Below are 25,245 nucleotides of genomic sequence, written 5' to 3'. Positions count from 1 at the left end.
ATAGAAATACGGGGTTAGGCCTCGCGCAAAGGCGCGCGGCTGAGCTCGTTGCCGGCGGCAATGGCCTTGCGCAACAGCCGCATCAGCTCATCGCCTTCCCCAGTGCTGAGGCCTTGCAGCATGATGCGCTGCGCCGATTCCACCGCAGGCGTGATCTTGCGCAGCGTGCGCCGGCCCTCGTCGGTGATCTCGAGCTCGCGTGCGCGCCGATCGCGGCTACTGGCGCGCCGCTCCGCCAGCCCCTTCTGCACCAGGCGGTCGATCACGCCGGTGATGGTGGTACGATCGTAGGCGATCAGGCCTGCGAGCGTCACCTGGTCGAGCCCCGGATTGGCCTTGATGGTCGCAAGGGCTGCGTATTGCACCGGCGTGAGATCGAATCCGGCTTCGCCAACCTCGGCCAGGAACACCGCGACCGCGATCTGCTGGAACCGGCGCGCCAGATGTCCGGGCATGTCGCTGTTGTCTTTCACGAAGTTCTCCTCGGCAGCAGGGAGGGGCGCGATTATTGACAAGTATACTGATAGTCAGCATACTGAGCAATATCGAAGAAGACGTTGACGGGAGAGGTGCTCATGCAATTCCATCTCAATGGATTTCAGCCGGGCGACCCTGAAATCGCCGATCCTGCCGAACGCATTCAGGCCTCCGGCGCTTCGGGCGCCGTGCCCACGGAGGTCGACGTCCTCATCGTCGGCTGCGGCCCTGCGGGCCTGACGCTCGCGGCCCAGCTCGCGCAATTCCCTGATATCAAGACCTGCATCGTCGAGCAGAAGCCAAGCCGCTTGCTGGTCGGGCAGGCCGACGGTATCGCCTGTCGCACCATGGAGATGTTCCACGCCTACGGCTTCAGCGAGCGCGTGTTGAAGGAAGCCTGTTGGGTCAACGAGACGACGTTCTGGAAGCCGGACGAGCGGACGCCCGAGAAGATCATCCGCAGCGGCCGGGTGCAGGACGTCGAGGACGGGCTGTCGGAATTCCCGCACGTCATCCTCAACCAGGCGCGCATCCATGACGGCTTTCTCGACGTCATGCGCAAGGCGCCGGCGAAGCTCGAGCCCCATTACAGCCGCCGCCTGCTGGACCTCCATGTCGATCCGGCCGCGGGCGCTACCGATCACGCCGTGACCGTGCGTATCGAGCGCGTCGATGCCGGCAATGAGGGCAAGGTCGAGACCATCAAGGCGCGCTATGTCGTCGGCTGCGACGGCGCGCGCAGCACCGTGCGCAAATCGATCGGCCGCGAGCTGCATGGCGATTCCGCCAACCACGCCTGGGGCGTGATGGACGTGCTGGCGGTGACCGATTTTCCGGACATTCGCTTCAAGAGCCTGATCCAGTCGGCGAAGGACGGCAGCCTGCTGATCATTCCGCGCGAAGGCGGCTACATGGTCCGGCTCTATGTCGAGCTCGCAAAACTCGACGTCGGCGAGCGCGTCGCCAGCCGCAACATCACCGCGGAGAACGTGATTGCGAAAGCACAGCGGATCCTCAAACCGCATACGCTGGAGGTGAAGGAGATCGGCTGGTGGTCGGTCTACGAGATCGGCCAGCGTCTGACCGACAAGTTCGACGACGTGCCGGAGGCCGAGATCGATACGCGCCTGCCGCGCATCTTCATCGCCGGCGATGCCTGTCATACCCACAGCCCGAAGGCGGGGCAGGGCATGAACGTCTCGATGCAGGACGCCTTCAATCTCGGCTGGAAGCTCGCCGCTGTGCTGCAGAAGAAAAGTGCGCCAACTCTGCTGCATTCCTACTCCGCCGAGCGGCAGGCCGTTGCAAAGGAGCTGATCGACTTCGATCGCGAGTGGGCGGGGATTTTGGCTTCCGCAGCGAAAGTTGGTGGTGCGGATGCCGCCAAGACGCAGGACTATTTCGTCAAGCATGGGCGCTACACGGCGGGCACGGCGACGCACTATCGTCCGTCGGTTCTCACGGGAGCGACGTCACATCAGCATCTCGCCGAAGGCTTCGTCATCGGGACGCGCTTCCATTCCGCGCCGGTCATCCGGCTTGGGGACGCCAAGCCGGTTCATCTCGGCCATGCCGGGCAGGCGGATGGACGCTTCCGGATCTACGCGTTTTCGCCTGCTGAGAATCCCGCAGCGTCGGGCTCGGCCATTCGTGCTCTGTGCAATTTCCTCGCCGAGTCCCGGCAATCTCCGATCCGGCGATATACGCCCAGAAGCGGCGACATCGATGGCGTGATCGACCTGCGCGCGGTGTTTCAACAGGAACATCGCGATCTCGCCATCGAGGCGACGCCGCCGATGCTGCTCCCAAGCAAAGGCCGCTACGGTTTGTACGACTACGAGAAAATGTTCTGCCCGGACTTCAAGAGCGGCCATGATGTCTTCACGATGCGCGGCATCGACCGGAAGGCCGGCTGCATGGTTGTCGTGCGGCCTGACCAGTACGTTGCAACCGTGTTGCCGCTCGATGATTTTGCTGCGCTTGCGTCGTACTTCGATGCGTTCATGTTACCGGTGAGCTGACGGATTGCCGTTCTCAGCGCTGTGCCGATGAACGGCAAATGAATATTGAACCGCGGGTGGCGTGCATCTCGATCTTTCGGCGGATGCGACCTCTGTGCGCGGAACGCTCGTTCCGCCCGCGCGTTCCGACTCGAAGAGGAGGAATACGCCATGAGGCTCAGAACCGCTTTAGTTGCCGCATTGCTGCTTGCCCCGACGGCCGCGCTGGCCGCGCCGGGCATCGTCACCGTCTCGACCGGCCTGCGTGCCGGGCCGGGTTCGGGCTTTCCCCTGGTCGATCGCATCCCCGAGGGCGCCCGCGTCAACATCCATGGTTGCCTGCGCGGCAATGCCTGGTGCGACGTGAGCTTCTCGGATGATCGCGGCTGGGTGTCGTCGCAATATCTCGAATATCTCTACCGCAATCACTACGTCTATCTGCCCGACTATATCGACGAGATCGACGTGCCCGTCGCGCCCTTCGTGCTGAGCTCGTACTGGTCGAGCTATTATGAGGCGCGGCCCTGGTATCGGCGGCACGCCTACTGGAATAGTTACTGGACCTCGCATCAGAACGTCGCGGCGCGGATGACGATCGATCCGCATGCGGCCCGTATCGGCCGCGCGGCGACGCGTGATGCTGCAATCGCGCTGGGACGCAACGGCGCGAATGCCAGGGACAACATCGGGGGCCGCGCCGCGATTTCCGGACGTGACGCCGCAACGGCACGGCACGACGCCGCAATCGCCAAGCGGGAAGCAGCGGTCGCGGCTGACCGGACGCGCGCCGGGCGGCACGATCGCGTCGTGAACGAACGGATCGCTGTGCAGAACCATAATCCGCGCGATGCGCAGGCGCGCATGATGCACGACCATGCGGCGGCGAGCCGCGCGGCTACGGCGCGCGCGCAACCGATGGCACGAGCGCATGAAGCGCCGCGTGTCTCGGCGGCACCTGCCGCGCGTCCTGCGATGCCGCATGTGGCGCAGCCGAACGTCAGCCATGGCGCGCCGATGAATGCGCATGCGCAGATGCCGGCGCCGCGCGCGGCTGCACCTGCGATGGCCCATCCCGGCGGCGGTGCTCCGCACATCAATGCTGCTCCGCGTGGTGGTGCGCCGGCCGGTGGTCCCGGCGGCGGGCACGAGAAGCATTAGCGTTGTCAACGAAAGCCCGGCCCTCGCGCCGGGCTTTCTGTATGGATGCCCCGGGTTCCCTGCGCGTACAATTTAAGACGGTTCTTCGCGGGCAGATTTCATCGATCGTAAGATGTGTATCCAAAGATGTAAGCATCCACTCGGGGCAGCGGGGCACGGGAGGATGAGATGAGACAGAGTCAGGCGGAGACGCGCCGCCATAATGTCGCGAAGCGGTCGATGACCACAGAGGCCAAAAAGCTGTCCGGCCTGATTGCCGGACTGCGCAAATCGCTTGATGCCATTCACAAGCAGCGAGCGAGCACCAAGCTCACCGGCGCCGAGATGGGTCTTCTCGATGAGCGCCGCAACAATCTGTTGCTGACGATCGCTGCCCTCGACGACCGCCTCTCGGCGGTGCAGGGACTGATCGATCTCGGCCGCCCGCACGTCATCCGCGTGCACTAAGCGCGGGCGCTAGCGGTTCCGTCGCGGCGGCGATGGGCCCGGGCCCGGCTTGCGGTTTTGCATGGCATAGGGATTGGCGCAGCACTGGGCGGATTGCCCGGACGCTGTCGCCACGCACTGCGCTATCGGGATTGCGCGGATCATAGGTCTGCGCGGCAGCCGACATCGCGCCGGACAGGCCTGCACCAAGCAAGCCCGCGGCAAGCGGAATCGCATTCATGATCCCTGGCGCGATCGTGGATGGCACCAAATTGCCACGCTCCCGGCGAATTGCCGCCAAAGCCCGCTGCCACGAGGGAAACGGGTGCAGGGCAACGCAAGGGGATGGGCATTGGCCTATAAAATGATCGCAGAACGCGATAATGAGAAGTGCAGTTTCGCCCGCGAGAGCCGGCTGCTCATCGTGGCGAAAGCAAGGGTGTGGGCCAGTGAGGGGTGGCGGGTCGTCATCACCGACCAGGACGGCAAGGCCTATACGCCGCCCGAATTCGATCAATTGCTGGCGGCCTGACCGCGCAACGGGGCTAGGGGACGAGATTTGACTTCGCTATTTCGACCGGGGCGCGAGGTGATCGCGCCCCTGATGACTCTCGCGGCCGTCGCCACACTGACGGTGACTGTCGCGTCCGCGCAAAATCTCGATGCCGGCAAGCCGGCCGAGAAGCTGTTCGCCGACGGCTGCACGACCTGCCATCGGAGCCCGCGTGGTCTTGCCAAGGGGCGCATGAGCCTGACGCTGTCCTGGTTCCTGACGGATCATTACGCGACCAGTTCCGACACCGCCAAGGCGCTCGCAGCATATTTGCAGTCCGTCGACGGACCGCCGCCGCGCGCGGCGGTGAAGCCCGGCGCGAAGCCGTCCAAGTCCGCGCCGCGCCCGCCCAAGCCGGTGACAAGCCGCTAGGCCGCGGACTCACAACGCGCGGCAAGCCATAGCCGGATAGATGCGAGTTGGACGAAGGCGAGGTCGTTTCCCGCAAGCCTGTCGTCGTGCGTCGCCACACGACGACATTGCTTGATCCTCGCGCAGAATTTCACTTCCGGCTTTTCGACTATTCTTGTGGACGCGCGGCGTCATCAGAATGTTTGAGCCCGGCGCATTCGCGCATCACAGTTGTTACCCCCGCATCCAGATCTCGGGCGATGGCAAGGGCTTCGGCGCTGGCATAAGGCAATAAATAACTTTCCATTTGGTCGTACGAGAGATGCACGCCATCGGGACGTTCATCAATGAGGATTGTGACAGGAGCGTAAGATCCAGCATCGGGCACGTGCTTGACCATCTCCTTCATGATGAGCGGATTTCCGACGACAAATCGCATGATCTTAGGTGTCTCGCTTCCTGTTTCGCGCCGCAGAATGTCGCCCAAGTCGAATTCCGCGAAAAGCATAAGACCCGTACGCCCGAGACCGCTTTGCACAACGCGCTCCAAATCCCGGAAGTTGTTTGTTGCCCGCGTCGCCCTGAAAAATTCGATCATGTCGGGCTGCCCGATGGCCGACCTGAGCGTGGCCACTACCGCGTCGAATGGTTTCGAGCTTGTGAGGCTGAAGCGAGCCACTTCCACTTTCGCGATCGTCATTTTATCCTCTTCAATACTCTCATGGATGAGTGCCAAGCCTGGCTCAAGAGCCGCGATGCGGGACCGGCCGGCCCGGGCTGAGTAACGCCATTTGCAGTGAGCGCTCCCGGCACGAGGGCGCCGGGAGCGGCGTCGTCACTTTGCGAGCGAGGCCTTTTCGATCACCGCGGCGACTTCTTTTGCATGAACGACGAGCGAAGCATGGCTGCCGGCGACTTCCGTCGTCTGGGCCTTCATACCGGCGGCAAAAAGCTTCTGAACCTCCGGTGCGATCACCTTGTCCTTGGTGCTAATCACGTAGAACGTCGGCTTGTCGCGCCAGGCGGCAACGTCGACGGGGGCTTCGAACGCAACGTGGTTCAACGGAAGCTGCGAGTTGGCCAGGTGCTCAGCGATTTCGGGGGGAAGGTCAGCTGCGACCGCTGACGGAAACACTTTGGGATCGATGTACAAATTACCCTTCGCGTCAGGGTGAATCGCCGCGGCGCCTTCGGTTGCCGGGCCACTCTTGGCGAGGGTCGCCAGGGATTGTCCCACGTCGGGTGCGAAAGCGGAGACGTAGACGAGCGCCGACACCTTGGGATCGTTACCGGCCTGCGTGATCACCACGCCACCCCAGGAGTGGCCGACGAGGACGGTCTTGCCGTTCTGCTTCGCCAGCGCCTGCTTCGTGGCATCGACGTCAGCGGCAAGCGAGGTGAGCGGATTTTCGACCAGCGTGACATTGTAGCCCTTCTTCGTGAGAATATCGGCAACGGGCTGCCAGCTCGTCTGGTCCACGAAAGCGCCATGCACGAGCACGATGTTGTGCGCTGCTCCCTTGGGCAGTTCGGCGGAACGGACGGAGCCGGCCAATGTCGTTCCGGCCAGAAGTACGGTAGCGGCTGAGAGGAGAATATTTCGCATGAATTGGTCCTGTTGGCATGATGTCGGACGAACACAGTCCGGTGGAATGGACGGGCGTTTCCAGCTTGGTCGCGGTTCTTCCATCTGCCGTTGGCGAAATGGCTGCCGTACGTAACGTCGGCCCGCCGCGACAGGAGTTGGTTTGCCGACCTCTCGGACCAAAGAGATCAATCGTCCGGATGTTGTGTCCTATCGTCCACCGGTCTAGTCTCGCCGGCATGGACATCCTCGCCCAGGTGCTGGATCGCGTTCGCCTCGGTGGGACGCTGCTCTTTCACTTCGAGCTCGGCCATCCCTGGCATCTCGAGTTGCCGGCGCGCCCCTACGCCCTGTTTCATTATCTCAGCGAAGGCACTGCGACCCTCGCGCTCGAGCAAGGGCAGGAAATCCAGATGACCGCGGGCGATTTTGTCGTCATCACACGCGGACAGCCGCATGTGTTCTATTCGGATCGCGGGGCCGAGCCCTTGCGGATCAGGGATATCGAGCGAGCGTCGTCGCGGTTCGGTGTCGTTCGTCACGGCAGTCGGGTAAAGCCGCTCTCGACCATGATCTGCGGCAATTTCACGGTGTCCCGACCGATGTTCTGCAGTGTGCTGGAGCTGCTTCCGCCTGTGCTTGTGCTGAAGCCGACGGCAGACGGCGGTTGGCTCGAGGCAATCCTGCGTCGCATGGTCAGCGAGTTCGCGATCGAGCGTCCCGGCCAAAGCGTTGCGCTTTCACGCCTGACGGAAGTGCTCTTTGTCGAGGTACTCCGAAGCTGGATCTCGTCTCTCAGTCCCGGACAAGGCGGCTGGCTCGGGGCCATATCCGACCCGCATATCGGACCGGCACTTAGGCTCATTCACGAAAAACCCGACCGGCCCTGGACCTTGAGCGACCTTGGCCAGCGCGTGGGGCTCGGCCGCTCGGTATTTTCGGCGCGCTTTACCAAGCTCGTCGGCCAGTCCGTGCACCGTTATGTGATCGAGCGGCGGATGGCGGAAGCGGCGTTCCTGTTGGAAACCAGCGATGAGCCCATTGCACGGATTGCCAGCCGGGTCGGCTACGAGACGGCGGCGGCATTTTCCAAGCTGTTCCATCGATATCACGGCCTATCGCCCGGTCGGTACCGAGCGGCCAGACAGTCAGATAGCGGTGAGAGGCAAGCAGATATTCCGCAAGAAGCTGCTGATTGACCTATCGCCTGTAAGTCTGCGCGATCAGTCGGTCGTGCACCGCACGTAAATCCGCGCTCATCCGCGTCTGCCCCGTCGTTACAAATGACAGCCACGCGCCGTCGGCTGCTAGCCGCACGACGTGAAGCTCGGGCGCGGCGTCGGTGCCACGATGACGTTTCAGCCGCGCCTTGATCCAGTCGTTCCAGAGCCGGCGCAGTGATGGATCAGTGACCACGACCATGCTGAGCGCCGCCCAGGGCGTGGCGAAGCCGAAGGCCTTGCCGGTGAAGACGGCATTGACGTAGGCGCGTGTAAAGCTGCCGCGCGGCCTGGGATCGGCTTCAACGGCGGCGTCGATCTCGGCATCGACGCGGGCGAGGAGATCGGCGAACAGCCCCTCGATCAACGCCTGCTTGCTGCCGAAGTGATGAAACAGCCCGCCCTTGGTGACGCCGGCCGCCGCCGCCACCGCCTGCACCGTGACGCCTGATACGCCGTGGTCCATGGCGATCGCCGCGGCGTGGTCGAGCAGGGCGCGCCGGACCTGCTCGGGCTGCTTGGCGCGGGTATAGGCGCTCGCCGGCATCAGTGCGCCGTTGTCTGCGAGAACAGATTGATGACCACGACCCCTGACACGATCAGTCCGATGCCGACGAAGGCCGCCGCATCCAGCATCTGGCGGAACAGCACGAAGGAAACGGTCGCGGTCAGAATGATGCCGACGCCGCCCCAGATCGCGTAGGCGATGCTCAGGGGGATGACCCGGATCGCGACCGACAGGGCATAGAACGAGGCGACATAGAACAGCACCATGGCGAGCGTCGGCCACGGCCGCGTGAACTGTGCGGATTGCTGCAGGAAGGCGGACGCCGTCACCTCGAAGACGATGGCGAGGGCAAGAGCTGCGTAGGGATTGAAGGCGGAAGTCATGACAAGCTCGAGTGTAGTACGTGGAAAGATACCGCGCGGTAGGTATGTTTAGCACGCAGAACATGACTTTTGGCGGGAGGAGATATCACGTGTGAGTGACGAACCTGCGACAGGCGCGGAACGCCGCGCGGAGCCGCCGCGCGACGAATCGCGCGGTGGCCCTGGGATGTCGTTGCGGTTCGTGCGGCGTCAGTTGATCCGCACGGAGAGTTCGACGTCCTCGGCAAAGGGCGTGGACAGATAGCCGCTTTCCGGTGCGCGCACTCGCGCCAGATAGTCGAGGCTGTCGTCGGCATTGTCGGCGACGATGATCGCGCCCGGCCTGAGATGGCCTTCGACCAGATCCAGGATCTCAGGGTAGAGCGCCTTGGCGCCGTCGAGCAGTACGAGGTCGATCGTCTCAGGCAGATCGGCGCTGAGCGTCGTCAGCGCATCGCCCTCGCGGATTTCGACGAGATCGAGCAGGCCGGCGGCGGAGAGATTCTCCCGCGCCCGTGCCACCTTGGACGGCTCGAACTCGCTGGTGATGAGACGGCCGCCGCCATTGTCGCGCAAGCCTGCGGCAAGGTGCAGGGTGGAGATGCCGAACGAGGCGCCGAACTCGACGATCGTTCTGGCCCGTGAGCTGCGCGCGAGCATGTAGAGCAGATGACCGGTCTCGCGGGAGACCGCGAGCGGAACGTCCTTCAGCCGTCCGTAGAGGTCGCGGTAATCGGTCTTGCTCCGCATCATCCGTTCGCGGTCGGCGTCGGACAGGTCGGCTACGGCGGCACGCAGTGCGCTCCTTGCTGCTTCGTCCTGGTCGAACAGGCGATCCAGCAGCGGGGCAAGTGATGTGATGGCAAGCGAAGTCATAGTCGGGGTGTTCATTGGAAGTCTCCACATTCGCGAAAAAGCCGCGCGCTTGCGCTGAGGTCGAAATACGACTAATTCGTCGCGTTTCCTATTCGCATTGCCTGGACCACATCATGGCCGATCGCCGAAGCCGTTCAGTTTCCTCACGAAAACAGCCGCAGCAGGCCCGCTCCAGCGAGCTGGTGGCGGCCGTTCTCGATGCTGCTGTTCAGGTTCTGGCGAAGGAAGGCGCGCAGCGTTTCACCACGGCGCGGGTGGCGGAGCGGGCCGGCGTGAGCGTCGGATCGCTCTATCAATATTTTCCGAACAAGGCGGCGATCCTGTTCCGCCTCCAGAGCGACGAATGGCGACGCACGAGCGAGCTGTTGCGCGGCATTCTCGCGGACCGGGCGAAACCGCCACTGGTGCGGCTGCGCGCATTGGTCCATGCCTTCATTCGTTCGGAATGCGAGGAGGCCGCGATCCGCGGCGCGCTCAGCGACGCCGCACCGCTCTATCGCGACGCGCCCGAGGCGCAGAGCGCGCGGGCATCAGGCGAGGGCATCGTCGCGGTCTTCATGCGGGAGGCATTGCCTAAAGTCCCGGATGCGACGCGCATGCTCGCCGGCGAGCTGATCAAGACGACGCTGAGCGAGGTCGGCAAAAAATTCTCGGAGACGTCTCGGAGCGAGGCGGAGATCGCGCGTCATGCCGACGGGCTGGCCGACATGTTCTGTGCCTATCTCGGCGAGCTTGCACGGCGTCGAGATCATTCCTGACATCCGCGTTTGCGCACCAATATCGTTTCTGATTTGGCAGGATCATGAGTTAGCCTCGGCTCGTCGTCCATCCAGCCATCGAGCGCCGCGCCATGCATGTCCTCCGTCCCCAGTTCCGCATCGAGGAGCAGCACGCGCTGGAATTCGCAAGTCGGCGCGGTTTCGGCATGATCGTGGCGGCGGATGAGCGCGGCCCGCGTGCCTCGCATGTGCCGTTCGTGCTGGACCAGCGTGAGGGGCGCACGATCGTGCAGATCCATTTCACCGCCAAAAATCCGCTCGTGCCGCTCGCGGACGGCGCGCGGCGCTTCCTGCTGATCGTGGCCGGCGACGATGCCTACATCTCCAACGATTGGTACGCCTCGCGCGACAATGTCTCGACCTGGCTCTACGAGGCCGTGCACCTGTCGGGCGTCGCCCATCTGCGCGAGCTGGATGAGAATCGCGGCCATGGCGATGCGCTACTCGCAGTCTCCGAGGCGCGGTTGCCGAAGGCGCCCTGGGACCTCGCGCAGATGGAGCCCGACGAGCGCGAGAGCATGTTGGCCGCGATCCGTGTCATCGATCTCGTGGTGGACAGCGTCGAGGGGCAGGCCAAGCTCAACCAGCACAAGAGCGATGCGGATCATGCCGCGGTCGTGGGCCGGCTGGCGCGGTCGGAAGAAAGCGGGCATCGGCGCTTGGCGCAGAAGATGCAGGCGCTGCGGCCGGGCCTTGGGTATGAGACCTTGTGATCCCGGCTACGCTTGCCACATCCAACGTTTGACCTTACGGACCTCTGCATGCTCGTCATCTCCATTCAAAGCCAGGTGGTCCACGGCCATGTCGGCAACAGCGCGGCTGCCTATGCCATGCAGGCGGAGGGCGTGAACGCCGCGGCAGTGCCGACGACGCTGCTGTCGAACCATCCGCGCTATCCGACCTTGCGCGGACGCGTGCTGGAGACCGAGCTTGTCGCCGACCTCCTCAAGGGCGTCGAGGAACGCGATCTCGTCGACGAGGCCGCGGTGCTGGTAACAGGCTATCTCGGCTCGCCCGGCAATGCCGCAGTCGTCGCCGACTTCGTCGAACGGGCCCTGATCCGCAATTCGAAGCTGATCTATCTCTGTGACCCCGTGATCGGGGACGACGGCCGCGTCTATGTCGCCGACGGCATTTTGGACGTGGTGCGGCACCGGCTGCTGCCGGCCGCCAACCTGACGACGCCGAACCAGTTCGAGCTCGAGCTGCTCTCCGGCATCACGATCGCGGACGCTGCGGGCCTGCGCGCGGCATGCACGGCGCTCGCGGGGGCTGGGCGCACCGATGTCGTTGCGACCGGCTGCACGCTCACGGACACGCCAGAGGGGCAGGTGGAGACGATCCTGTGCGCGGATGGCCAGCTGTCGCGCTTTGCGACGCCGCGTCTGCCGATCCGCCCCTCAGGGACCGGGGATCTCCTCACCGGCCTGATCGCGGCGCATCTGGCCAAGGGCAAGGCGATGGAGGCGGCGGTGCGGCTCGCAGTCGAAACCATTTTTGCGGTGCTGGTGCGCACGCAGGACGCCGGGACAGCCGAGATGCGCCTCGTGCCGTTGCCGGGCCAGAAGCAGTAATCGCTCAGGTCGCGCGCTTGCCGGCCGATTGCGCCGACTTCTGCGGCTTGGCCGGGCTCTTCTGCTCACGCGCCGCCTGTGCCTTCGGCGGCTTCGCGCTGGCCGCGGCCCGTGTCTTCTTCGGCCTGACGTTGGCGGCCTCCTTGGTCGCAACGCCGCGCTTGGAGATGTACTCCGCGCCATCGATCGGGCCGACATGCGGCGGATCGCGGCCGAGATAGGGCCGGCCGATGCCGAGCGCCTTGCCGTTGGCATCGACCCATTTCCACAGCACCTCGGTCGAGACCCAACGCTGCGCGCGGTTGTTGCCCGCGGTCGAGACGATGTCGGCCGCCATGCCGTGGCCATAGCCGCCGCGCGTGCTGCCGCCGTGGTACGAGCGGTCGGACGCCGCCTTCAGGCCACTCGCAATCGACTGGCGATAATCGTCACGGAACGCGCTGGTGATGCCCGGCGAGAGGCCGGCGGCCTCAGCTGCGAGCAGCGTGCGAAACAGTTTTTGCTTGAAGCTGCGATCCATGCCGCCGATCACGTAGTCCATCATCGGCTTGCCGGCGTGCTCGGCCGCCTTCGGATCCTTCCAGCCAAAATCCTCGTCGACGAGTTTGGTGAAGCTGCGCATCACCGTGACCATCTTGCCCCTGCGCTTGACGGTGACGGCGCGGCGCTCCTCGACCTTGATCGAGTCTTCCTTGGGCGTGCGCTGGTAGAGCGCCCAGAGATAGCGGTCGATGCAGGCGTCCATCACGTAACATTCGTCGAGCACCGCGACGGTGTCGGCTGACGGCGACGCCTTGCTCGCGACAGCGGCCGGCCCGGTCGCGATGGAAGCGGGCGATAGCGCATCCGTCGTCACGATCTCGGTGGGATCGGCGGATGCGAGTTTTATCACGGGCTCCGGCGGCGCCTCGCTGATGACTGGCTCTGGTTCAGGCGAAATCTGCGGTGCTGGCGGCGGCTCCGCCGGCAAGATCAGCGCCGGATCGGCGGATGCGAGCTTGATCGCAGGGGCGGGGGTTTCGGGCACCGATTCAACGGGCGGTGGCGTTGCAGCGACTGCAGCCGCGATCTCGGCGGTCAACGCGATGCCATCCTCGATCGTCGCGGCGCGCGGGACGTCGGCGATCTCGAGAGCGCTGACATCTTTCGCGCGCGAGACGGCAGCCGCATTGGCGCCGCTGCTTTCGATGAGGGCAGGTGCATAGGCGGACAGAGAAAGCGCCAGCCAGCCGGCCATGACGGCCGAGGGGCACGACACTGCCACCAGAAGAGACCGCCGATCATTCATGATCCCTGCCTCCAAAAGGTTCTGACCGAACCAGTTTGCACAGCTTGCTCACGCGGTGCGTCCATTGTTCGGAGGATGATGTGGCGGTGCAATGGCGCAAATCGGCGAAAACGGGCTTTTTCGGGCAGGTGTTGCCCGCGGGCAACGCGGATTCGCTGCGGTTCTGGAAAGGCCGGCCAATTCGGCGTTCATTGTCGTCAAATTGAGGTGAGCGAATTTACTCAATCTTGGATTGCGGTCTGGCATTGCTCTCGCGCCGGCAATTTCCGGTAGAACTGGGAAGGACGCGAGTCGTGAAATTGAAATGCCTGTTGGCCGAATTTGCTGCCGATGAATCCGGCGCCACCGCCATCGAATACGGCCTGATCGCAGCGGGCATCGCGCTTGCCATCATCGAGATCATCTACGCGCTCGGCACCAATCTCGTGGCAAAGCTGCAAGCGCTGGCGACGGCGCTGAAATAGGGCGGGGCCGTGCGCATCGTCGTGACAGTTAACCATTGCGTCCATGCGCGGGGCGCGATGTTGCGATGCAGCAATGCATATCGCAACGCAGCAAATCAGGCTTAGATGTGCTCCGAGACTTATCTCTGGAGCATCACCAATGAACAAGAAGACTTTGTCGATCGCAGCCGCCGCCCTCGTCATCGCGGGCTCGACTGCCACCTTCGCCGCCGAGCTGCCGGCCTATGAGGCCAACGGCATTCCGGCTTCGCCCGTGCAGGTCCGCGTGCTCGGCGCCAGCCATGTCGAGCAGCAGGTGACGGCGCCCGCCACCAGCGTGACGGCGCTCCAGGCCAGCGTCCTGACGCCGCGCAAGCTGAAGACCGCGACGGTGACCACGGGTTCGGCCCGCTAGACCAGACTGCACCGTTCGGGCGGATCGTGCCTACCGCAAGATTCGGGTTTTAAGAAGGCCTCACATTGAAGCCGCGTTCCCTCCAGGGGAGCGCGGTTTTTTCTTTGCGGCAGGGAACAGCGCGTTTTTCTGTGTGCGTGCGCTGATCGAGAAGCGAGAGCTGAAAAAGAATCGTGCGCTCTCTGTGTTGTGTACGGCGGTTCAAGACGAGTGTGATCTTCTTAATAGTTGTTTTGGAAATCGCGGCGCCTGATGCCTGCGCCGCATGCATATTGAGCGGCCCATTCTGGAATCATACTGGAGTCGTCATGCCCGTTGCGCAAAAAGCCGTTGTTGCCAGCACCTCGCCGCGAGAGTTCATCGTCAGGCATCTCGCGATGTTCGCCGCCGCCGCGTTGTTCGTGTTCGTGCTGAGCCTCACTTATGGCCTCGATCTCAGCCCGGGGTTTTTCTGAGCGTTGCGCTCACGCGGGCTGAGCCCGCGTGCCAGCCCTGCAAGCAAATGGGTTGAGCCACGGCGGCTACCGACGTATCGCTTGATCCATGGATCAGCGGACGAGCGGCGCTGACGCTCTCATTCACGGGAAGGATGCGGCACCGGCGCTTCTTGGCGTCGTCTGTGGCCTGTCGGCGGCGCTGTTCTGGGCGCTTGGCTTTGCCGGCACGCGGCATGGCCTCAAAATCGGCTTCACGCCGGTCGATCTGCTGGTGCATCGCTATGTCTGGTCGGGGATCGCGTTCCTGCCGCTGGTGCTGCGCGCAGGAATCTCCGATCTCTGCGGCATCGGCTGGGGCAGGGGCCTCGTGCTGATGGTGCTCGGCGGCCCCGTGATGTCGCTGATCTCCTACACCGGCTTTCTGTACGTGCCGCTCGGCCATGGCAGCGTGATCCAGCCGTCCTGCGCTACGCTCGGCGGGCTGCTGCTCGCAGCCCTGTTCCTGAAAGAGAGGATCTCCGCCTCGCGCTTCGTGGGCGCGCTGGTGATCGTCGGCGGGCTCGGCGTGATCGGCGCGGAATCGATCGGCCATATCGGCGCCGACGGCGTGCAGGGCGATCTGATCTTCGTGCTGACGGGATTGATGTTCGCGGGCTTCGGCGCGCTGCTGCGCGGCTGGCGCGTCTCCGCCGTATCGGCCGCGCTCGTCATCAACGTGCTGTCGCTGCTGCTCTTACCGGTCTATCTCTTGAGCGACGGGCTCGCCCGCATCATGGCGATCGGCATCAGTGAAAACGCGATACAGGCGCTGGCGCAGGGCGTGCTCGCCGGCCCCGCCGCGCTGTATCTCTACGCCGTCTCGGTGCAGCGCCTCGGCGTCGCGCGTGCCGCGGTGTTTCCGGCTTGCGTGCCGGCGCTGACGTTGCTCACCGGCTGGCTGCTGCTCGGCGAGCCGCCGACGATGTTGCAGGCCGCGGGGCTGGTGACGGTGCTGTGCGGGTTCTATCTGGCGCAACGGCAGCGCTGAGTTCGCTTCCGCCGCTTACGCCTTTTTCACGAACTCCGATTTCAAATTCATCGCGCCGATGCCGTCGATCTTGCAGGCGATGTTGTGGCCGTCGGTGGCGTCCTGGAGGCGGATGTTGCGGACCTTGGTACCGCCCTTGACGACCGACGAGGATCCCTTGACCTTGAGGTCCTTCATCACGATGACGCTGTCGCCGTCGCTGAGCACATTGCCATGCGCATCGCGCACGCCGGCCTCCTGCGCGACCGGTGCGGCGGCGTCGCTCCATTCATGGGCGCATTCCGGGCAGACCCAGAGATCGCGGTCCTGGTAGGCGTGCTCGGATTGGCAGTTCGGGCATGTCATCGGTTCGGTCATCGCTTGCCTCGTCACCCGTCACGGGCGCGCCGCACGCATTCCGCCGGAAAAGATGGTTTTGGAGCAATTCCTTTACCATGGCGTCCGGTCGGGGTTGAAGCGCCGGAACCTTAGGAGTTCAGGAAAAATTCCACGGTATCCATGTCCTGACAAGACGGATGGGCCGGACACGCCGTTCGACCCATCCGCAAATGATTGGAGCTGTCATGAGCGAGCATCGCGCTGCCGTCAGACATCATACGCTGCGGACCGGACTGGTCGAATTCGACAACGGCACCGGCAGCACCGTCAGCGTGCCCTGCACGATCCGCGATGTCTCCGGCAGCGGCGTGCGGCTGCAGCTCAACAGCTCGGCCTGGGTGCCGGATAGATTTGCGGTGATCTTCTCCGGTGGACTGCGCAAGGCCTGCCGGCTCGCCTGGCGCAAGGAGCGGCTGATCGGTGGCGCGTTCGCCGACGGCTACGCGAGCCCGGACGAGCAGGCCGCGATGATGACTGCGGACGAGCAGTCCCGGCACCGGCTCGGGATCGGCGCGCGCGTCAAGGCTGCGCGCGAGAACCGTGGCTACACCGAGGCGCAGCTCGCCGAGCGTATCGGCGTCACATCAGGCTTTCTGGCGCTGGCCGAAAAGGGCGAGGCGGACATTCCGCTGTATCAGCTGATGCACATCGCTGATCTGCTGATGGTCGGTCTCGACGGGCTCGTGGCCGGTCCGGCGCCCGAGGACGTCGACGCGGCGTCGGGGGCCGCCTGAAACATAATCTGCGAAAACCCCATGCACAGTAGCCAAATCGTTGAATTCGCCTTTGAATTCGCGGCGATTGCTGATTTTACGAAATTCGCTTGCGCCGTCGGGCAAAACAGGCGCATGATGGCATCGTGGCCAGAGGCGGGGCTGGAGGCCTGCGCCGGGACAAGCCTCGCGCAAGCGGGCGTTGGGATAGTGGCATCTACTTCTTTCTGAGAGGAGATTCCACCATGCCTATCGCGGGGCAAAAGCTGGCCTTCGTGTTGACCTCGTCCAACCATGGCACGATGATCGTCAATCGCTTCGACTATCGCATGGTCGGTCCTGACCGCGGCTACGGCGTGGGCTTCCAGATCCTGGAGACGGCCGCGTTCGATCCGGGCGAAGTCAAGATCGCGCTCGAATTGCTGGCCTTGCGGCGCAAGCACTTCGGTGACGGCGTGATCGCGGTCGATTGCGGCGCCAATATCGGCGTGCACACGGTCGAATGGGCCTCGGCGATGACTGGCTGGGGCTCGGTGTTCGCGATCGAAGCCCAGGAGCGGATCTACTACGCACTGGCCGGAAACATCGCCATCAACAACTGCTTCAATGCGCTCGCGGTGAATGCGGCCGTGTCGTCCGTGTCAGGCACGATGCAGATCCCGAACCCGAACTATTTCCTGCCGTCGAGCTTTGGCAGCCTGGAGCTGCGGCAGCGCCCGGGCAACGAGTTCATCGGCCAGCCGATCGACTATGCCGACAACACCGTCCTGGTCCGGACCATGACGCTGGACGAGCTCAATCTGCCGCGCCTCGATTTCATCAAGATCGACATCGAGGGCATGGAGCTGGAGGCCCTTGCGGGCGCGCGGGAGACGATCCGGAAATATCGCCCGATCCTACTGATCGAGAAGATCAAGACCGACAACCAGCAGCTCGAGCAGTGGCTGCGAGAGAACGGCTACCAGACCATGGCGCTCGGCATCAACATTCTCGCCGTGCATCTGAGCGATGCGAGCCTGCGGGATATCAACCCGGTGCAAGGCGAGCGGCCGGCGGCGTGAGGCGCGCGAGCCTCGCGACAGCCCGTAGCCTGTCATCGCGAATTGACTTGCCTTGCCTGGTGTCCTTGAGCACTCTTCCGGAGCAAGGAGGCCAACGCATGAAGATCATGACTGTCGCGAGCGCACTCGGAACAGCGCTGGTGCTGTGCAACCTGGGAATGACGGGGGCCGAAGCCCGGACGCGGAAAGCCCAAGTCGCTCACGAACGGCTGCGCGTGGATGTCCCGGTGCTCAGGCCGACACCGTGGGATTACAATGTTGTTCCACGCTACCGTTATCGCCCTGAAGACGATCGTGTCGATCCCTACGGCCCGCCGCTGGTGCCGTCGTATGTCCGCTATGAGGCGTGGCGGTGGCCGTATTGGTGGTGAAGGCCACCGAATGCGATCAAGCGCAGGGTGGATTGGCTCGCGGCTGCGCGAAGCGCAGTCCGCCAGCGTAATCCACCGCTTTTTGCATCCGCAGAGACAGAAGAGGTGGGTTACGCCGTGCGAACTGCGCTTCGCGCAGTCGCAGGGCTAACCCACCCTACGGATCATCCGCCGCAAGCCGCAGAAACTGCCGCTTCATCGCGTTGACCCTGGCGAGATAGCCCGCGACGAGATGATCGCCGCACCGCTCGCCTGCGATTATCTGAAACTTGTGGCGCGCATAGGCGGTGGCGGGACCTACGCCGCAGAGATGGATGATGGTTGCCAGATCCTGCTTCTGCTGCGCGTTTGGCTTCACATCGCCCGCCAGCGTGAGAACCAGCGCGACATTGCGGTCCAGATACACCGAGGCCAGCTCGATGGCGTGGCTCGGGATCGCGCGAACATAGAAGAAGGTCGACCCGCAGCCTGACACCGTGACCGCATTGTCGCGGACACAGAACCGCGCAGCCTCGCTGAGGGCCGGATCGGTCATCTGGAACAGACCGACGGCGCTGGAGGCGGGCTTGTAAATCGCCAGTGGATTAAAACTCCATCGCCAGCGCCAATAAGTGCGCGCCACCGGATTGCCGGTACTTTCGACCTGCGCCAGCGCGGCGAGCAATTCGGGCGTGATCGTCGTGGTCGAATAGGTGCGGAAGAGAGGGCCGTATTGCCGCCAGGTCTCGGCGGGCTCCTTGTCCAGGGAATGGTCGACGAAGACGAACAGCTCGGTCGGCTTGCGGATCAATTGATAGACGATGTTCAGGAGCGCGATGGCGGCAAGCAGCATCGCCACGGTGCCAGCGATCCGGACCATGCGCGGGGCGCGCGCGAACGTTTGTCGTGTCCATCGCATGCCTCGCCGAACGCTGCGAAGGCGAGGAAGCAGGCGCTTGCTTTTCCTTGGCATGGGACTTGTGCGAGCGGGTAGGATGGGGGGAGCGCTTGCGAGATCCATCAGCCGACTGAGTTGATGGGCATCGTTTCGGCGCCGGGCAGGACTCCGCGGCCCGCTCCGCATCGCAATATCAGGCCGTGAGGCGACATGCCAAGAAAGCCATCAAGAAAGCTGAAGACCTATCAGACCTCGCTCGGCTTCTTCGACCAGGCGGTCGCCGCGCCATCGATGAAGGCGGCGCTGGACGCCTGGGGCGCAAAATCCAATCTGTTCCATCAGGGGATCGCGAAGGAGACCGACGACCCCGATATCGTCGCCGCGACCATGGCAGCACCGGGCGTCGTGCTCAGGCGGCCGGTCGGATCGGACGGCCCGTTCACCGAGCATTCCGAACTGCCGACCGATCTCGCCGAGGACGAGGGCAAGCCGAAATCCAGGGCCAGGCCCAAGAAGGGTTTGGCCAAGCGTCCGCCCAAAGGTTCAGCCAAGAGTGCGACCAAGCGTGCGGCAAAATCCGCGATCGATGATCGACAAGCGCGCGCGGCCGCCGCGGCCTTCGCGAAGGAAGAACAGCGACGCGAAACCGCGCGCCGCAAGGAAGAGGCCGCCCGCGCCAAGGACCGCGCGCGCCGGGAGAAAGCGGTCGCGGCCGCCGAGGCGGTACTGGAGCAGGCAAGGCGGGACCACGACGCGCGGGCAGAGGAGATCGAAGCCGAGCGCGCCGCGCTCGATGAACGTGCCGGGGCGGAGGAGGCACGCTGGGACAAGCAGCGGATCAAGCTGCAAGAGGCGGTTCGTCGGGCGCGGGAGTAGGGTGCGCCGTTGGACAGGGCAGTGGGCGGCGGCAAATCCGGCAGGCATGAATTAGTGCACTGTCATCGTAACTCAGGAGAGGTTGCGCGACGATGAATCCCTCATCGCTGCGTGCGGCGTCAGCGGTCGGGAAAAAGTGGCAAAGCTGCGACTGTCAAGGATACATAGAGGTAGAACGCGACTTACCCCCGTAATAAACCCAATACTGTTTGGGGTTCTGGGTGCGTATTGGGAGGACCATCATGGCAAGTGTCGAACAATTGCACAGACGGCAAGGCGTAAACCTGGTCCAGCTCGAAGCGGACATTGCGTCGATACGCTCGGGAAGTTCTCTTGCGTCCATTGCTTTACCTGATTACGTCGAGCACACCGAAGGCGTCACGCGCGTCGGCGCACTCAGTGCAGAGGCGGTCATTCGCGACTATGAGTCCGCTGCAAAAGAGATCGAGGCCATGGGCACCGAGTTGATCGACGCCGCGCAAAAGTGCGAGGAGCTGACAGCTCAGGTCCATGACGCCATCGCCTTCATGCGGGAAACGGCGGCGGGCTATCGTGAAGAGGGACGGAAGATCTTCAAGCGCATCGAAGAATGCGCGCTGTTCACCGAGGACGTCCGCAAGACATGCGAACAGGTCAAGCGCAGAATGGCGGAAGTCTCGGTCGGCCCGTCTTCCGATGAGGAGCTTGCACCGCAAGACCTCGAGTTGACCGGGATCGCCGCCAAGGTGACGTTGAGCGAAATACGGTGAGACGGGCATAGGTCCGTCAGGTGGCCCGCGCGCTTTGCGGGCTCACCAATCCGGATCGCCGTAGGGGTCGACCATGTAGGGCGGGGGCATCCAGGGCCCCCGCGGCGGTCTGGGGCGCCGGGGTGGTGGGGGCTCCGGCAGATGCGGCCGTGCACGCGCAGCCGCATCATTGTTCACGCTTCGCACGACGGGCTTTGGGGCTGCAGGCGTGGATGAAGCGGCCGGTTGCGTTTGCAGCGCCTGGACCTGCGCGGCGAGACGTGCATTGTCCGCCGCTTCCTTCTCCTGCGCCGCCTTGAGCTGTTGAATGGTGTCGGCCTGTTCACGCAGGGTCTGCTCGTTGCGGCTTTTCAGTTGCTCGAGCTTGCCGTTGATGTTCGCAAGCTCGCTGGTGATGGCCTTGAGCGATTGCGCGAGCTCGGACGATGACGGGTCGGGCGCCGTGGTGGCAGGCTTGGGAGCGCTGTTCGTTTCCTTCGCCGGCGCCGCAGGCACCGGGCTCGGCTCATCCGCAGCGGCCAGCAGCACGGGCTGCGGCTGCGCCGGACTTTCCGCCGCGGTCGCTTGCGGGGGCGTGCTCGTGGCCGGCGGAGCCCATCGTGCCAGGATCGATTTGGCCTCATCGCGATATTGCGAAGCGAAGGCGGCACCGAGAAGGCCGATCGCCAGCACGAGACCAATCAAAGCGCGCACCATGGTCCGATCTCCCTTCAGGCCTTGATCGCGAGGCCCGGCATTCGGGACGTTGGCATCCGGCGTCGGCGGCTTGTGTCCGGAAATTCCTGCTGCTGTCGCAGCAGGACTTGCGTGCGAGGCGTGCGGGCCTTCGCCGTCGCGTTCCATTCCGGAAACCAGCCGGTCCAGCCGCTCAAGGTCTTGCTCCGCGCTCTTGATCCGGTCGTAGGCCCGCGCCAGCCCGCCATCGGCGCGCGCCTCGTCCGGCTTGGTATCGGGCTTGGCGGTATCGGGCTTGGCGCTATCAGGCTTGGCGCTATCAGGCTTGCCGATATCAGGTTTGGGGTCGTTCGTGTCAGGCACCGATGCGCTCTCCATCCGGTCGGGCGTCAATGGGAGGCAGTCCGATCTTGGGAAGGATAGGTCTCGCCGCTGTCCAACACAACGCGCGCGCAAAGGAGAAATTATGGCGGGCTCGGGGCAGGGCGGAGGGCGCACCGCGGCTCAATCGCCGCCCTCAGTTACGGTGACAGCACTGGCGTAATTCAAGCCCTAAAAGCTCGCGCCTGACGCCATCAGCACGACACCGGCGGCCATCAGAACGATTCCCGGCCAGTTCGATCCGATCCCAAGGAATCCCAGGCCGCGGCGCGGCGGCTCCAGCGTGCCCCGAACCGGTCGAGAGGAATCCCGACCGCTCAATGGGCCCCGCCAAATCGTGGCGCGCAGCATGTACAGGAGTCCGCCGATGATGAGCAGCGCGCCAAGTCCCGTCAGGAACATTTTCGCCTCTCAACTTGTCACTGCCCACCGGTCACGGAGGCAGTACATTCCAAAGCCATGGAGGTCGAATAAGTTCCGATCCATCAAGCGCCGCAGCAACGGGCGTTGGCTGTCACCGTCATTCGATCACGGCGAACGAATTTAGTGCACCGTCGGAGCCGGCAATCAATAGCGGCCGCCGCTGCCCTTTTGCTGCGTGATCCAGTCCGACAATGTTTTCGGCGCCGATTTCGCAGTCCGGCCCGGTGATGCCTTCGGATTGTCGCGGACGCCTTTCGCCTGATAGCTGCGCGTCGCTTGCGTTGCGTTGACGCTCCTCGAGGCGGCCGTCGACGCCTCCGCGGCTTCCTTCTCCAGGCGCAACTGTTTCAATCGCGCCATCTTGATGCGCTCTGCCTCGACTTCGGGCCGTTCGGCGAGCAGCGGCTTGGGTTGAGCAAGCTCGGCCGGTACCACGACACCGAGTATGGTTGTCTCGCCGAGCGCCTTGCAGGCCTCTAACCGATGCAGTCCCTCGACCAGAACGAGGCGGTCTCCGTCGAGCCGAACGGAAATGGGCTCCTGTTGTCCGATGTCCAGCATACTTTCCGCGATCTCGGCGACGGTCTCGGGTTTGAGGGTCTTCTTCAACTTCGTGGGAACGAAGATCGTCTCGATCGGGAAGCTTTCCGGTTTGGGCATAACTCGACTCCGCTTCTACCGGGCCCGTCGGAACTCGTGCCGGCGGTGTCTGGAGTTTAAGAGGGAAGGGCTCGGCCGCAAAGGCAATTCGGTGGCGGGGTGTTGATGGCATCGAAGCCGGAACCGATCGGCGATTACGGTGATAGTGCGTTTGATTGAGGCCGTTCAACAAACGCGACTCGGAAAGTTGGATAGGCAAGAAACGAGCGAATGTAGTGTGCTGACAGCGCAAGCCTAATTCATTCCTAGGATGTCGCCTCGCTGGTCTAGCGCGATGCCGCGGTTACTTATCAATGTCATCAAATATGGAATTCGGTTGGTTGATAGAGAAAAGTGACCCGTTGGCTGGCGTAGATCGATAGCTCGCACCCGAGTAACTTTCCCTATGGTAATGCCATGAATCATCGTCGTCCGATCGAGTAGGGCGCTCTCTAACTTCACTCACAACTTCCTCGATTGCGGAATGCGCGGCGAGTACATGAGATACCAGCTCATTGTCGTTTGGAAAAAGCGTTTCCAGCGCCTCCAACGCTTGTGTATCTTCGTTGAAAAAGCCTTCTGGATCATCCTGGTCGCAATCGCTCGCATAACTTGCGATGATGTCGGCATATCGAGGGGCCAGATCAAGGCGCGCAGTATCCAAGAGCTCTGCGTAAGCGACGGGTCCTAAAAATGCGACATAGTCGTCATTAAGTAGAAAGGTGACATCTCCGACGCTAGTCATTTGTTGTTTGAAGCGGTCAACAATATAGCGGTGACAAGCTTCTGATAAATTTCCTTCCCTGCCAGCGGATACGAAGAATTGGCTCTGTGGGTCGCGGATTAGAGGGTTTGAGAAATCGATATCTTGGAGCAGCGCTCGTGGGTGCTCTGCAAGATATCTCTTTCGGAATTCCGCGTCCGCTCTAGTCGATAGGAAAAAGCGCTGCGCTTTCGGCGAAGCTTCGTCTAGGCGGGAGGCGAGCGTACTATAGAGTTTGCGGGATACTCTGAGCTTGGCTCCCGTCAACGTCTTCGTGCCATAAACAACTTCATTGAGAATTGAGGTGAGTTTGGCGCCGCGGAGGTAAATGTCGACCAGTTCGGGTTGGGCTGAAATTAGCTCTGCGTAAGCGTCAGCAATTGTTGGGTGTTTGTAGGTCCAGTATGTCTGTCCGCTTTCGACTATATGGAGAAACAGGGTGTTGTTGAGATGCTCCATTGCGGGTTTTATGTCGGGGCATGATACCCCCAATGTTGCCTCGATGATTCGCGTGGACTGATCATCTTCGATCGGAGAAGCGACTCGTCCGCCGTTGAGAAATATCAGGGCGACGGCCGCTCGCGCCGCGGGGTCCAGTTGCTGAATTATGTCCGCTAGAAATTGGCGAGGGGCGTCCACGAATTTTTGGAGTCCGTCCCGTGTCCATGCTAAGTCCTTCGTGAAAAACGAACTTCCCAGCCGTCTAGCAATCTCCGGCTTGAAATTAGGTAAAGCGGCAATCGCTTCAAGGTGAGGCTTCATCTGTTGTCGGCGAAAGAGCGGTTGGTCACCGAATTTGATATGGTTGTAAAGAATTCGCTCCTTCTCAGATTTGGTGAGGTCTTCCGTGTAGATTACTACTCGTCCTTCGAGGAGCGGCTTAAAAGACTCAGTCTTTAGATTCTGAAGAGCACGACGCCAGATGTAGTCACGTGAGGTGAGAACAAAGCGGTTACCACATCTGAGCGCGGCGGCCATTGTCGGAAGGACCTTGTTCCACTGATCTGCCGACTCCTGATTGTATTGGGTCGAACCGAACGCATCATCCACCCAAAAGAAGCGATCCTTTTGGTGAGGGTTCCAGTGCTTTACGATGTCCGAAGGGCCCGTGACGCGGACAACGTCACAGCCGCTAATATCAATGGCTGCCATAGCCAAGTTCGCGGCAATTGTTGATTTTCCTGCGGCGGGCTCGCCTATGAGCAAGACAAAGTCATGGTTTAGCAGCGCATCGACTGCCTTTAGATGTGCCTTGGTACGAACGTAGCAACGCATGTCGTTACCAAGAGATCCAAGCACTTCCATCGCTTGGGCTATGGCACGTTCGTCGACGATCCAGCTAAGATCACCTAAACCGTAGAGGCGGGGTACCGTTGCGCGGATCTTTGGATGTTCATGTATTTTTTTGTTGATCCAGTCACGGCCCAAGATTTCGACTTCTAAAGCGCCGTCCGAGAGAAAAGCATCTTGGATAGTCCGCGCTTCGGTCGCTGTAACGGTAGCATTAGTCATCACGACGTAACTATGTGCTCGTCCCTGCTCGACGAGTTTACGTACCTTCGCGCGCTCTTCGGTTAGTTGAGCGAGAGTTAGGGATACGTCTGGGCGGCTTACATGCTTGGTCTGAAGCGTCGAATCTCGCGCTTCCCCGACTTCTAAAGGATGATTGATAAGGCCCTTGAATGATCCGTCGCGTCCTCCGTCGTGCGTCTTGGCATAGACAGCCACGGGCCGGTTGAAAACGACTTCGAATACGGACGCGCAGAGGTCTTGAAAGGAGGCCCATCCGAGAGTGTGTAATGCATAGTCAATTTGCTGCGCTTGCGCGACGGGTCGAGGTCGCGGTCCGATTTGCGACCG

At 62.8% G+C, this 25,245-nt stretch carries 31 protein-coding genes and 1 pseudogene; 18 read left to right on the top strand and 14 right to left on the bottom strand.

Annotation, left to right across the window (positions count from 1 at the left end):
* Nucleotides 1-14: 14 nt before the first annotated feature.
* Nucleotides 15-473, bottom strand: coding sequence for a MarR family winged helix-turn-helix transcriptional regulator (locus B5V03_RS25550; RefSeq protein WP_129273138.1), 459 nt, complete (start codon nt 471-473; stop codon nt 15-17).
* A 102-nt stretch (nt 474-575) separates the two neighbouring features.
* Between B5V03_RS25550 and B5V03_RS25545 the strand changes: the two genes are divergently transcribed.
* The 5 genes from B5V03_RS25545 (at nt 576) to B5V03_RS25520 (ending at nt 4,986) form a co-directional block, all read left to right on the top strand.
* The gene (locus B5V03_RS25545; RefSeq protein WP_164988278.1) at nt 576-2,498 is read left to right on the top strand and encodes an FAD-binding monooxygenase; all 1,923 of its coding nucleotides are present in this window, start codon (nt 576-578) and stop codon (nt 2,496-2,498) included.
* A gap of 150 nt (nt 2,499-2,648) precedes the next feature.
* Nucleotides 2,649-3,635: an SH3 domain-containing protein gene (locus tag B5V03_RS25540; protein WP_129273136.1), complete on the top strand. Its 987-nt coding sequence runs from the start codon at nt 2,649-2,651 to the stop codon at nt 3,633-3,635.
* Nucleotides 3,636-3,803: 168 nt separating this feature from the next.
* A complete protein-coding gene (locus B5V03_RS25535) occupies nt 3,804-4,082 on the top strand; it encodes a hypothetical protein (RefSeq protein ID WP_129273135.1) in 279 nt (92 codons plus the stop codon).
* Nucleotides 4,083-4,386: 304 nt separating this feature from the next.
* Entirely contained in the window at nt 4,387-4,593 is a 207-nt protein-coding gene (locus B5V03_RS25525; protein WP_164988277.1) for a hypothetical protein, read from the top strand.
* Between the two features lie 72 nt (nt 4,594-4,665).
* Entirely contained in the window at nt 4,666-4,986 is a 321-nt protein-coding gene (locus B5V03_RS25520) for a hypothetical protein (RefSeq protein ID WP_129273134.1), read from the top strand.
* On the opposite strand, the pseudogene B5V03_RS42070 reads toward B5V03_RS25520, so the two are convergent.
* From B5V03_RS42070 to B5V03_RS25505, 3 genes and pseudogenes are all read right to left on the bottom strand, one after another.
* A pseudogene (locus tag B5V03_RS42070) lies at nt 4,983-5,117 on the bottom strand (IS5/IS1182 family transposase); the annotation flags it as partial. The gene B5V03_RS25520 and the pseudogene B5V03_RS42070 overlap by 4 nt on opposite strands.
* A gap of 17 nt (nt 5,118-5,134) precedes the next feature.
* Entirely contained in the window at nt 5,135-5,665 is a 531-nt protein-coding gene (locus tag B5V03_RS25510) for a DUF302 domain-containing protein (protein ID WP_129273585.1), read from the bottom strand.
* A 135-nt stretch (nt 5,666-5,800) separates the two neighbouring features.
* Nucleotides 5,801-6,571 (bottom strand): alpha/beta hydrolase, encoded by a 771-nt coding sequence (locus B5V03_RS25505; RefSeq protein ID WP_129273133.1) that lies wholly within the window; start codon nt 6,569-6,571, stop codon nt 5,801-5,803.
* 218 nt (nt 6,572-6,789) lie between these two features.
* On the opposite strand from B5V03_RS25505, the gene B5V03_RS25500 reads away from it, so the two are divergent.
* On the top strand, nt 6,790-7,749 hold the full coding sequence (locus B5V03_RS25500; RefSeq protein ID WP_164988276.1) for an AraC family transcriptional regulator: 960 nt from the start codon (nt 6,790-6,792) through the stop codon (nt 7,747-7,749).
* Nucleotide 7,750: 1 nt separating this feature from the next.
* On the opposite strand, the gene B5V03_RS25495 is transcribed toward B5V03_RS25500, so the two are convergent.
* The 3 genes from B5V03_RS25495 to B5V03_RS25485 form a co-directional block, all read right to left on the bottom strand.
* On the bottom strand, nt 7,751-8,317 hold the full coding sequence (locus tag B5V03_RS25495) for a TetR/AcrR family transcriptional regulator (RefSeq protein ID WP_129273132.1): 567 nt from the start codon (nt 8,315-8,317) through the stop codon (nt 7,751-7,753).
* The gene (locus tag B5V03_RS25490; protein ID WP_129273131.1) at nt 8,317-8,661 is read right to left on the bottom strand and encodes a DMT family transporter; all 345 of its coding nucleotides are present in this window, start codon (nt 8,659-8,661) and stop codon (nt 8,317-8,319) included. Before B5V03_RS25490 ends, B5V03_RS25495 begins: the two co-directional genes overlap by 1 nt.
* Nucleotides 8,662-8,850: 189 nt before the next feature.
* The gene (locus B5V03_RS25485; protein ID WP_129273583.1) at nt 8,851-9,516 is read right to left on the bottom strand and encodes an O-methyltransferase; all 666 of its coding nucleotides are present in this window, start codon (nt 9,514-9,516) and stop codon (nt 8,851-8,853) included.
* Nucleotides 9,517-9,629: 113 nt separating this feature from the next.
* Here B5V03_RS25485 and B5V03_RS25480 point away from each other — a divergent pair, with 113 nt between their 5' ends.
* The 3 genes from B5V03_RS25480 (at nt 9,630) to pdxY (ending at nt 11,869) form a co-directional block, all read left to right on the top strand.
* A complete protein-coding gene (locus tag B5V03_RS25480; protein WP_129273130.1) occupies nt 9,630-10,274 on the top strand; it encodes a TetR family transcriptional regulator in 645 nt (214 codons plus the stop codon).
* 92 nt (nt 10,275-10,366) lie between these two features.
* Nucleotides 10,367-11,008 (top strand): FMN-binding negative transcriptional regulator, encoded by a 642-nt coding sequence (locus B5V03_RS25475; RefSeq protein WP_129273129.1) that lies wholly within the window; start codon nt 10,367-10,369, stop codon nt 11,006-11,008.
* 48 nt (nt 11,009-11,056) lie between these two features.
* Nucleotides 11,057-11,869: a pyridoxal kinase gene (gene pdxY, locus B5V03_RS25470; RefSeq protein WP_129273128.1), complete on the top strand. Its 813-nt coding sequence runs from the start codon at nt 11,057-11,059 to the stop codon at nt 11,867-11,869.
* A 4-nt stretch (nt 11,870-11,873) separates the two neighbouring features.
* On the opposite strand, the gene B5V03_RS25465 is transcribed toward pdxY, so the two are convergent.
* Nucleotides 11,874-13,157 (bottom strand): hypothetical protein, encoded by a 1,284-nt coding sequence (locus B5V03_RS25465; protein ID WP_129273127.1) that lies wholly within the window; start codon nt 13,155-13,157, stop codon nt 11,874-11,876.
* Between the two features lie 299 nt (nt 13,158-13,456).
* Between B5V03_RS25465 and B5V03_RS25460 the strand changes: the two genes are divergently transcribed.
* The 4 genes from B5V03_RS25460 (at nt 13,457) to B5V03_RS25450 (ending at nt 15,479) form a co-directional block, all read left to right on the top strand.
* Nucleotides 13,457-13,621, top strand: a complete 165-nt coding sequence (locus B5V03_RS25460) for a Flp family type IVb pilin (protein WP_164988332.1) — start codon at nt 13,457-13,459, stop codon at nt 13,619-13,621.
* 139 nt (nt 13,622-13,760) lie between these two features.
* Nucleotides 13,761-14,015 carry a hypothetical protein gene (locus B5V03_RS25455; protein WP_129273126.1) on the top strand — a complete coding sequence of 85 codons (255 nt, stop codon included), beginning with the start codon at nt 13,761-13,763 and terminating at the stop codon, nt 14,013-14,015.
* 308 nt (nt 14,016-14,323) lie between these two features.
* Entirely contained in the window at nt 14,324-14,470 is a 147-nt protein-coding gene (locus tag B5V03_RS41645) for a hypothetical protein (RefSeq protein WP_164988275.1), read from the top strand.
* A gap of 88 nt (nt 14,471-14,558) precedes the next feature.
* Nucleotides 14,559-15,479 carry a DMT family transporter gene (locus B5V03_RS25450; RefSeq protein WP_129273125.1) on the top strand — a complete coding sequence of 307 codons (921 nt, stop codon included), beginning with the start codon at nt 14,559-14,561 and terminating at the stop codon, nt 15,477-15,479.
* Between the two features lie 15 nt (nt 15,480-15,494).
* On the opposite strand, the gene B5V03_RS25445 is transcribed toward B5V03_RS25450, so the two are convergent.
* Complete coding sequence (locus tag B5V03_RS25445) at nt 15,495-15,836, bottom strand: zinc ribbon domain-containing protein YjdM (protein WP_129273124.1); 342 nt, start codon at nt 15,834-15,836, stop codon at nt 15,495-15,497.
* A 206-nt stretch (nt 15,837-16,042) separates the two neighbouring features.
* On the opposite strand from B5V03_RS25445, the gene B5V03_RS25440 reads away from it, so the two are divergent.
* The 3 genes from B5V03_RS25440 (at nt 16,043) to B5V03_RS25430 (ending at nt 18,002) form a co-directional block, all read left to right on the top strand.
* Entirely contained in the window at nt 16,043-16,591 is a 549-nt protein-coding gene (locus B5V03_RS25440; protein WP_129273123.1) for a helix-turn-helix domain-containing protein, read from the top strand.
* Nucleotides 16,592-16,815: 224 nt separating this feature from the next.
* Entirely contained in the window at nt 16,816-17,631 is an 816-nt protein-coding gene (locus tag B5V03_RS25435) for an FkbM family methyltransferase (RefSeq protein ID WP_129273122.1), read from the top strand.
* A 98-nt stretch (nt 17,632-17,729) separates the two neighbouring features.
* Entirely contained in the window at nt 17,730-18,002 is a 273-nt protein-coding gene (locus B5V03_RS25430; RefSeq protein WP_129273121.1) for a hypothetical protein, read from the top strand.
* A gap of 157 nt (nt 18,003-18,159) precedes the next feature.
* Here the strand turns inward: B5V03_RS25430 and B5V03_RS25425 are convergent, their stop codons facing one another.
* Nucleotides 18,160-18,954, bottom strand: coding sequence for a transglycosylase SLT domain-containing protein (locus B5V03_RS25425; protein WP_129273120.1), 795 nt, complete (start codon nt 18,952-18,954; stop codon nt 18,160-18,162).
* Between the two features lie 135 nt (nt 18,955-19,089).
* Here B5V03_RS25425 and B5V03_RS25420 point away from each other — a divergent pair, with 135 nt between their 5' ends.
* Entirely contained in the window at nt 19,090-19,755 is a 666-nt protein-coding gene (locus tag B5V03_RS25420) for a cell envelope biogenesis protein TolA (RefSeq protein WP_129273119.1), read from the top strand.
* 242 nt (nt 19,756-19,997) lie between these two features.
* Complete coding sequence (locus B5V03_RS25415; protein ID WP_129273118.1) at nt 19,998-20,504, top strand: hypothetical protein; 507 nt, start codon at nt 19,998-20,000, stop codon at nt 20,502-20,504.
* Nucleotides 20,505-20,546: 42 nt separating this feature from the next.
* Here B5V03_RS25415 and B5V03_RS25410 read toward each other — a convergent pair whose 3' ends face one another.
* The 4 genes from B5V03_RS25410 to B5V03_RS25395 form a co-directional block, all read right to left on the bottom strand.
* Nucleotides 20,547-21,557 carry a hypothetical protein gene (locus B5V03_RS25410; protein ID WP_129273582.1) on the bottom strand — a complete coding sequence of 337 codons (1,011 nt, stop codon included), beginning with the start codon at nt 21,555-21,557 and terminating at the stop codon, nt 20,547-20,549.
* 174 nt (nt 21,558-21,731) lie between these two features.
* Nucleotides 21,732-21,962, bottom strand: a complete 231-nt coding sequence (locus B5V03_RS25405) for a hypothetical protein (RefSeq protein WP_129273117.1) — start codon at nt 21,960-21,962, stop codon at nt 21,732-21,734.
* 165 nt (nt 21,963-22,127) lie between these two features.
* The gene (locus B5V03_RS25400) at nt 22,128-22,643 is read right to left on the bottom strand and encodes a ParB N-terminal domain-containing protein (protein WP_129273116.1); all 516 of its coding nucleotides are present in this window, start codon (nt 22,641-22,643) and stop codon (nt 22,128-22,130) included.
* A 283-nt stretch (nt 22,644-22,926) separates the two neighbouring features.
* Nucleotides 22,927-25,113, bottom strand: a complete 2,187-nt coding sequence (locus B5V03_RS25395; RefSeq protein ID WP_129273115.1) for a hypothetical protein — start codon at nt 25,111-25,113, stop codon at nt 22,927-22,929.
* Between the last annotated feature and the right edge of the window lie 132 nt (nt 25,114-25,245).

Source organism: Bradyrhizobium betae (assembly GCF_004123905.1).
In the GTDB taxonomy this organism is placed as follows: domain Bacteria; phylum Pseudomonadota; class Alphaproteobacteria; order Rhizobiales; family Xanthobacteraceae; genus Bradyrhizobium; species Bradyrhizobium betae_A.
Note: the sequence above shows the minus strand (reverse complement) of the source record. Positions and strands in the feature narration are given on the sequence as shown.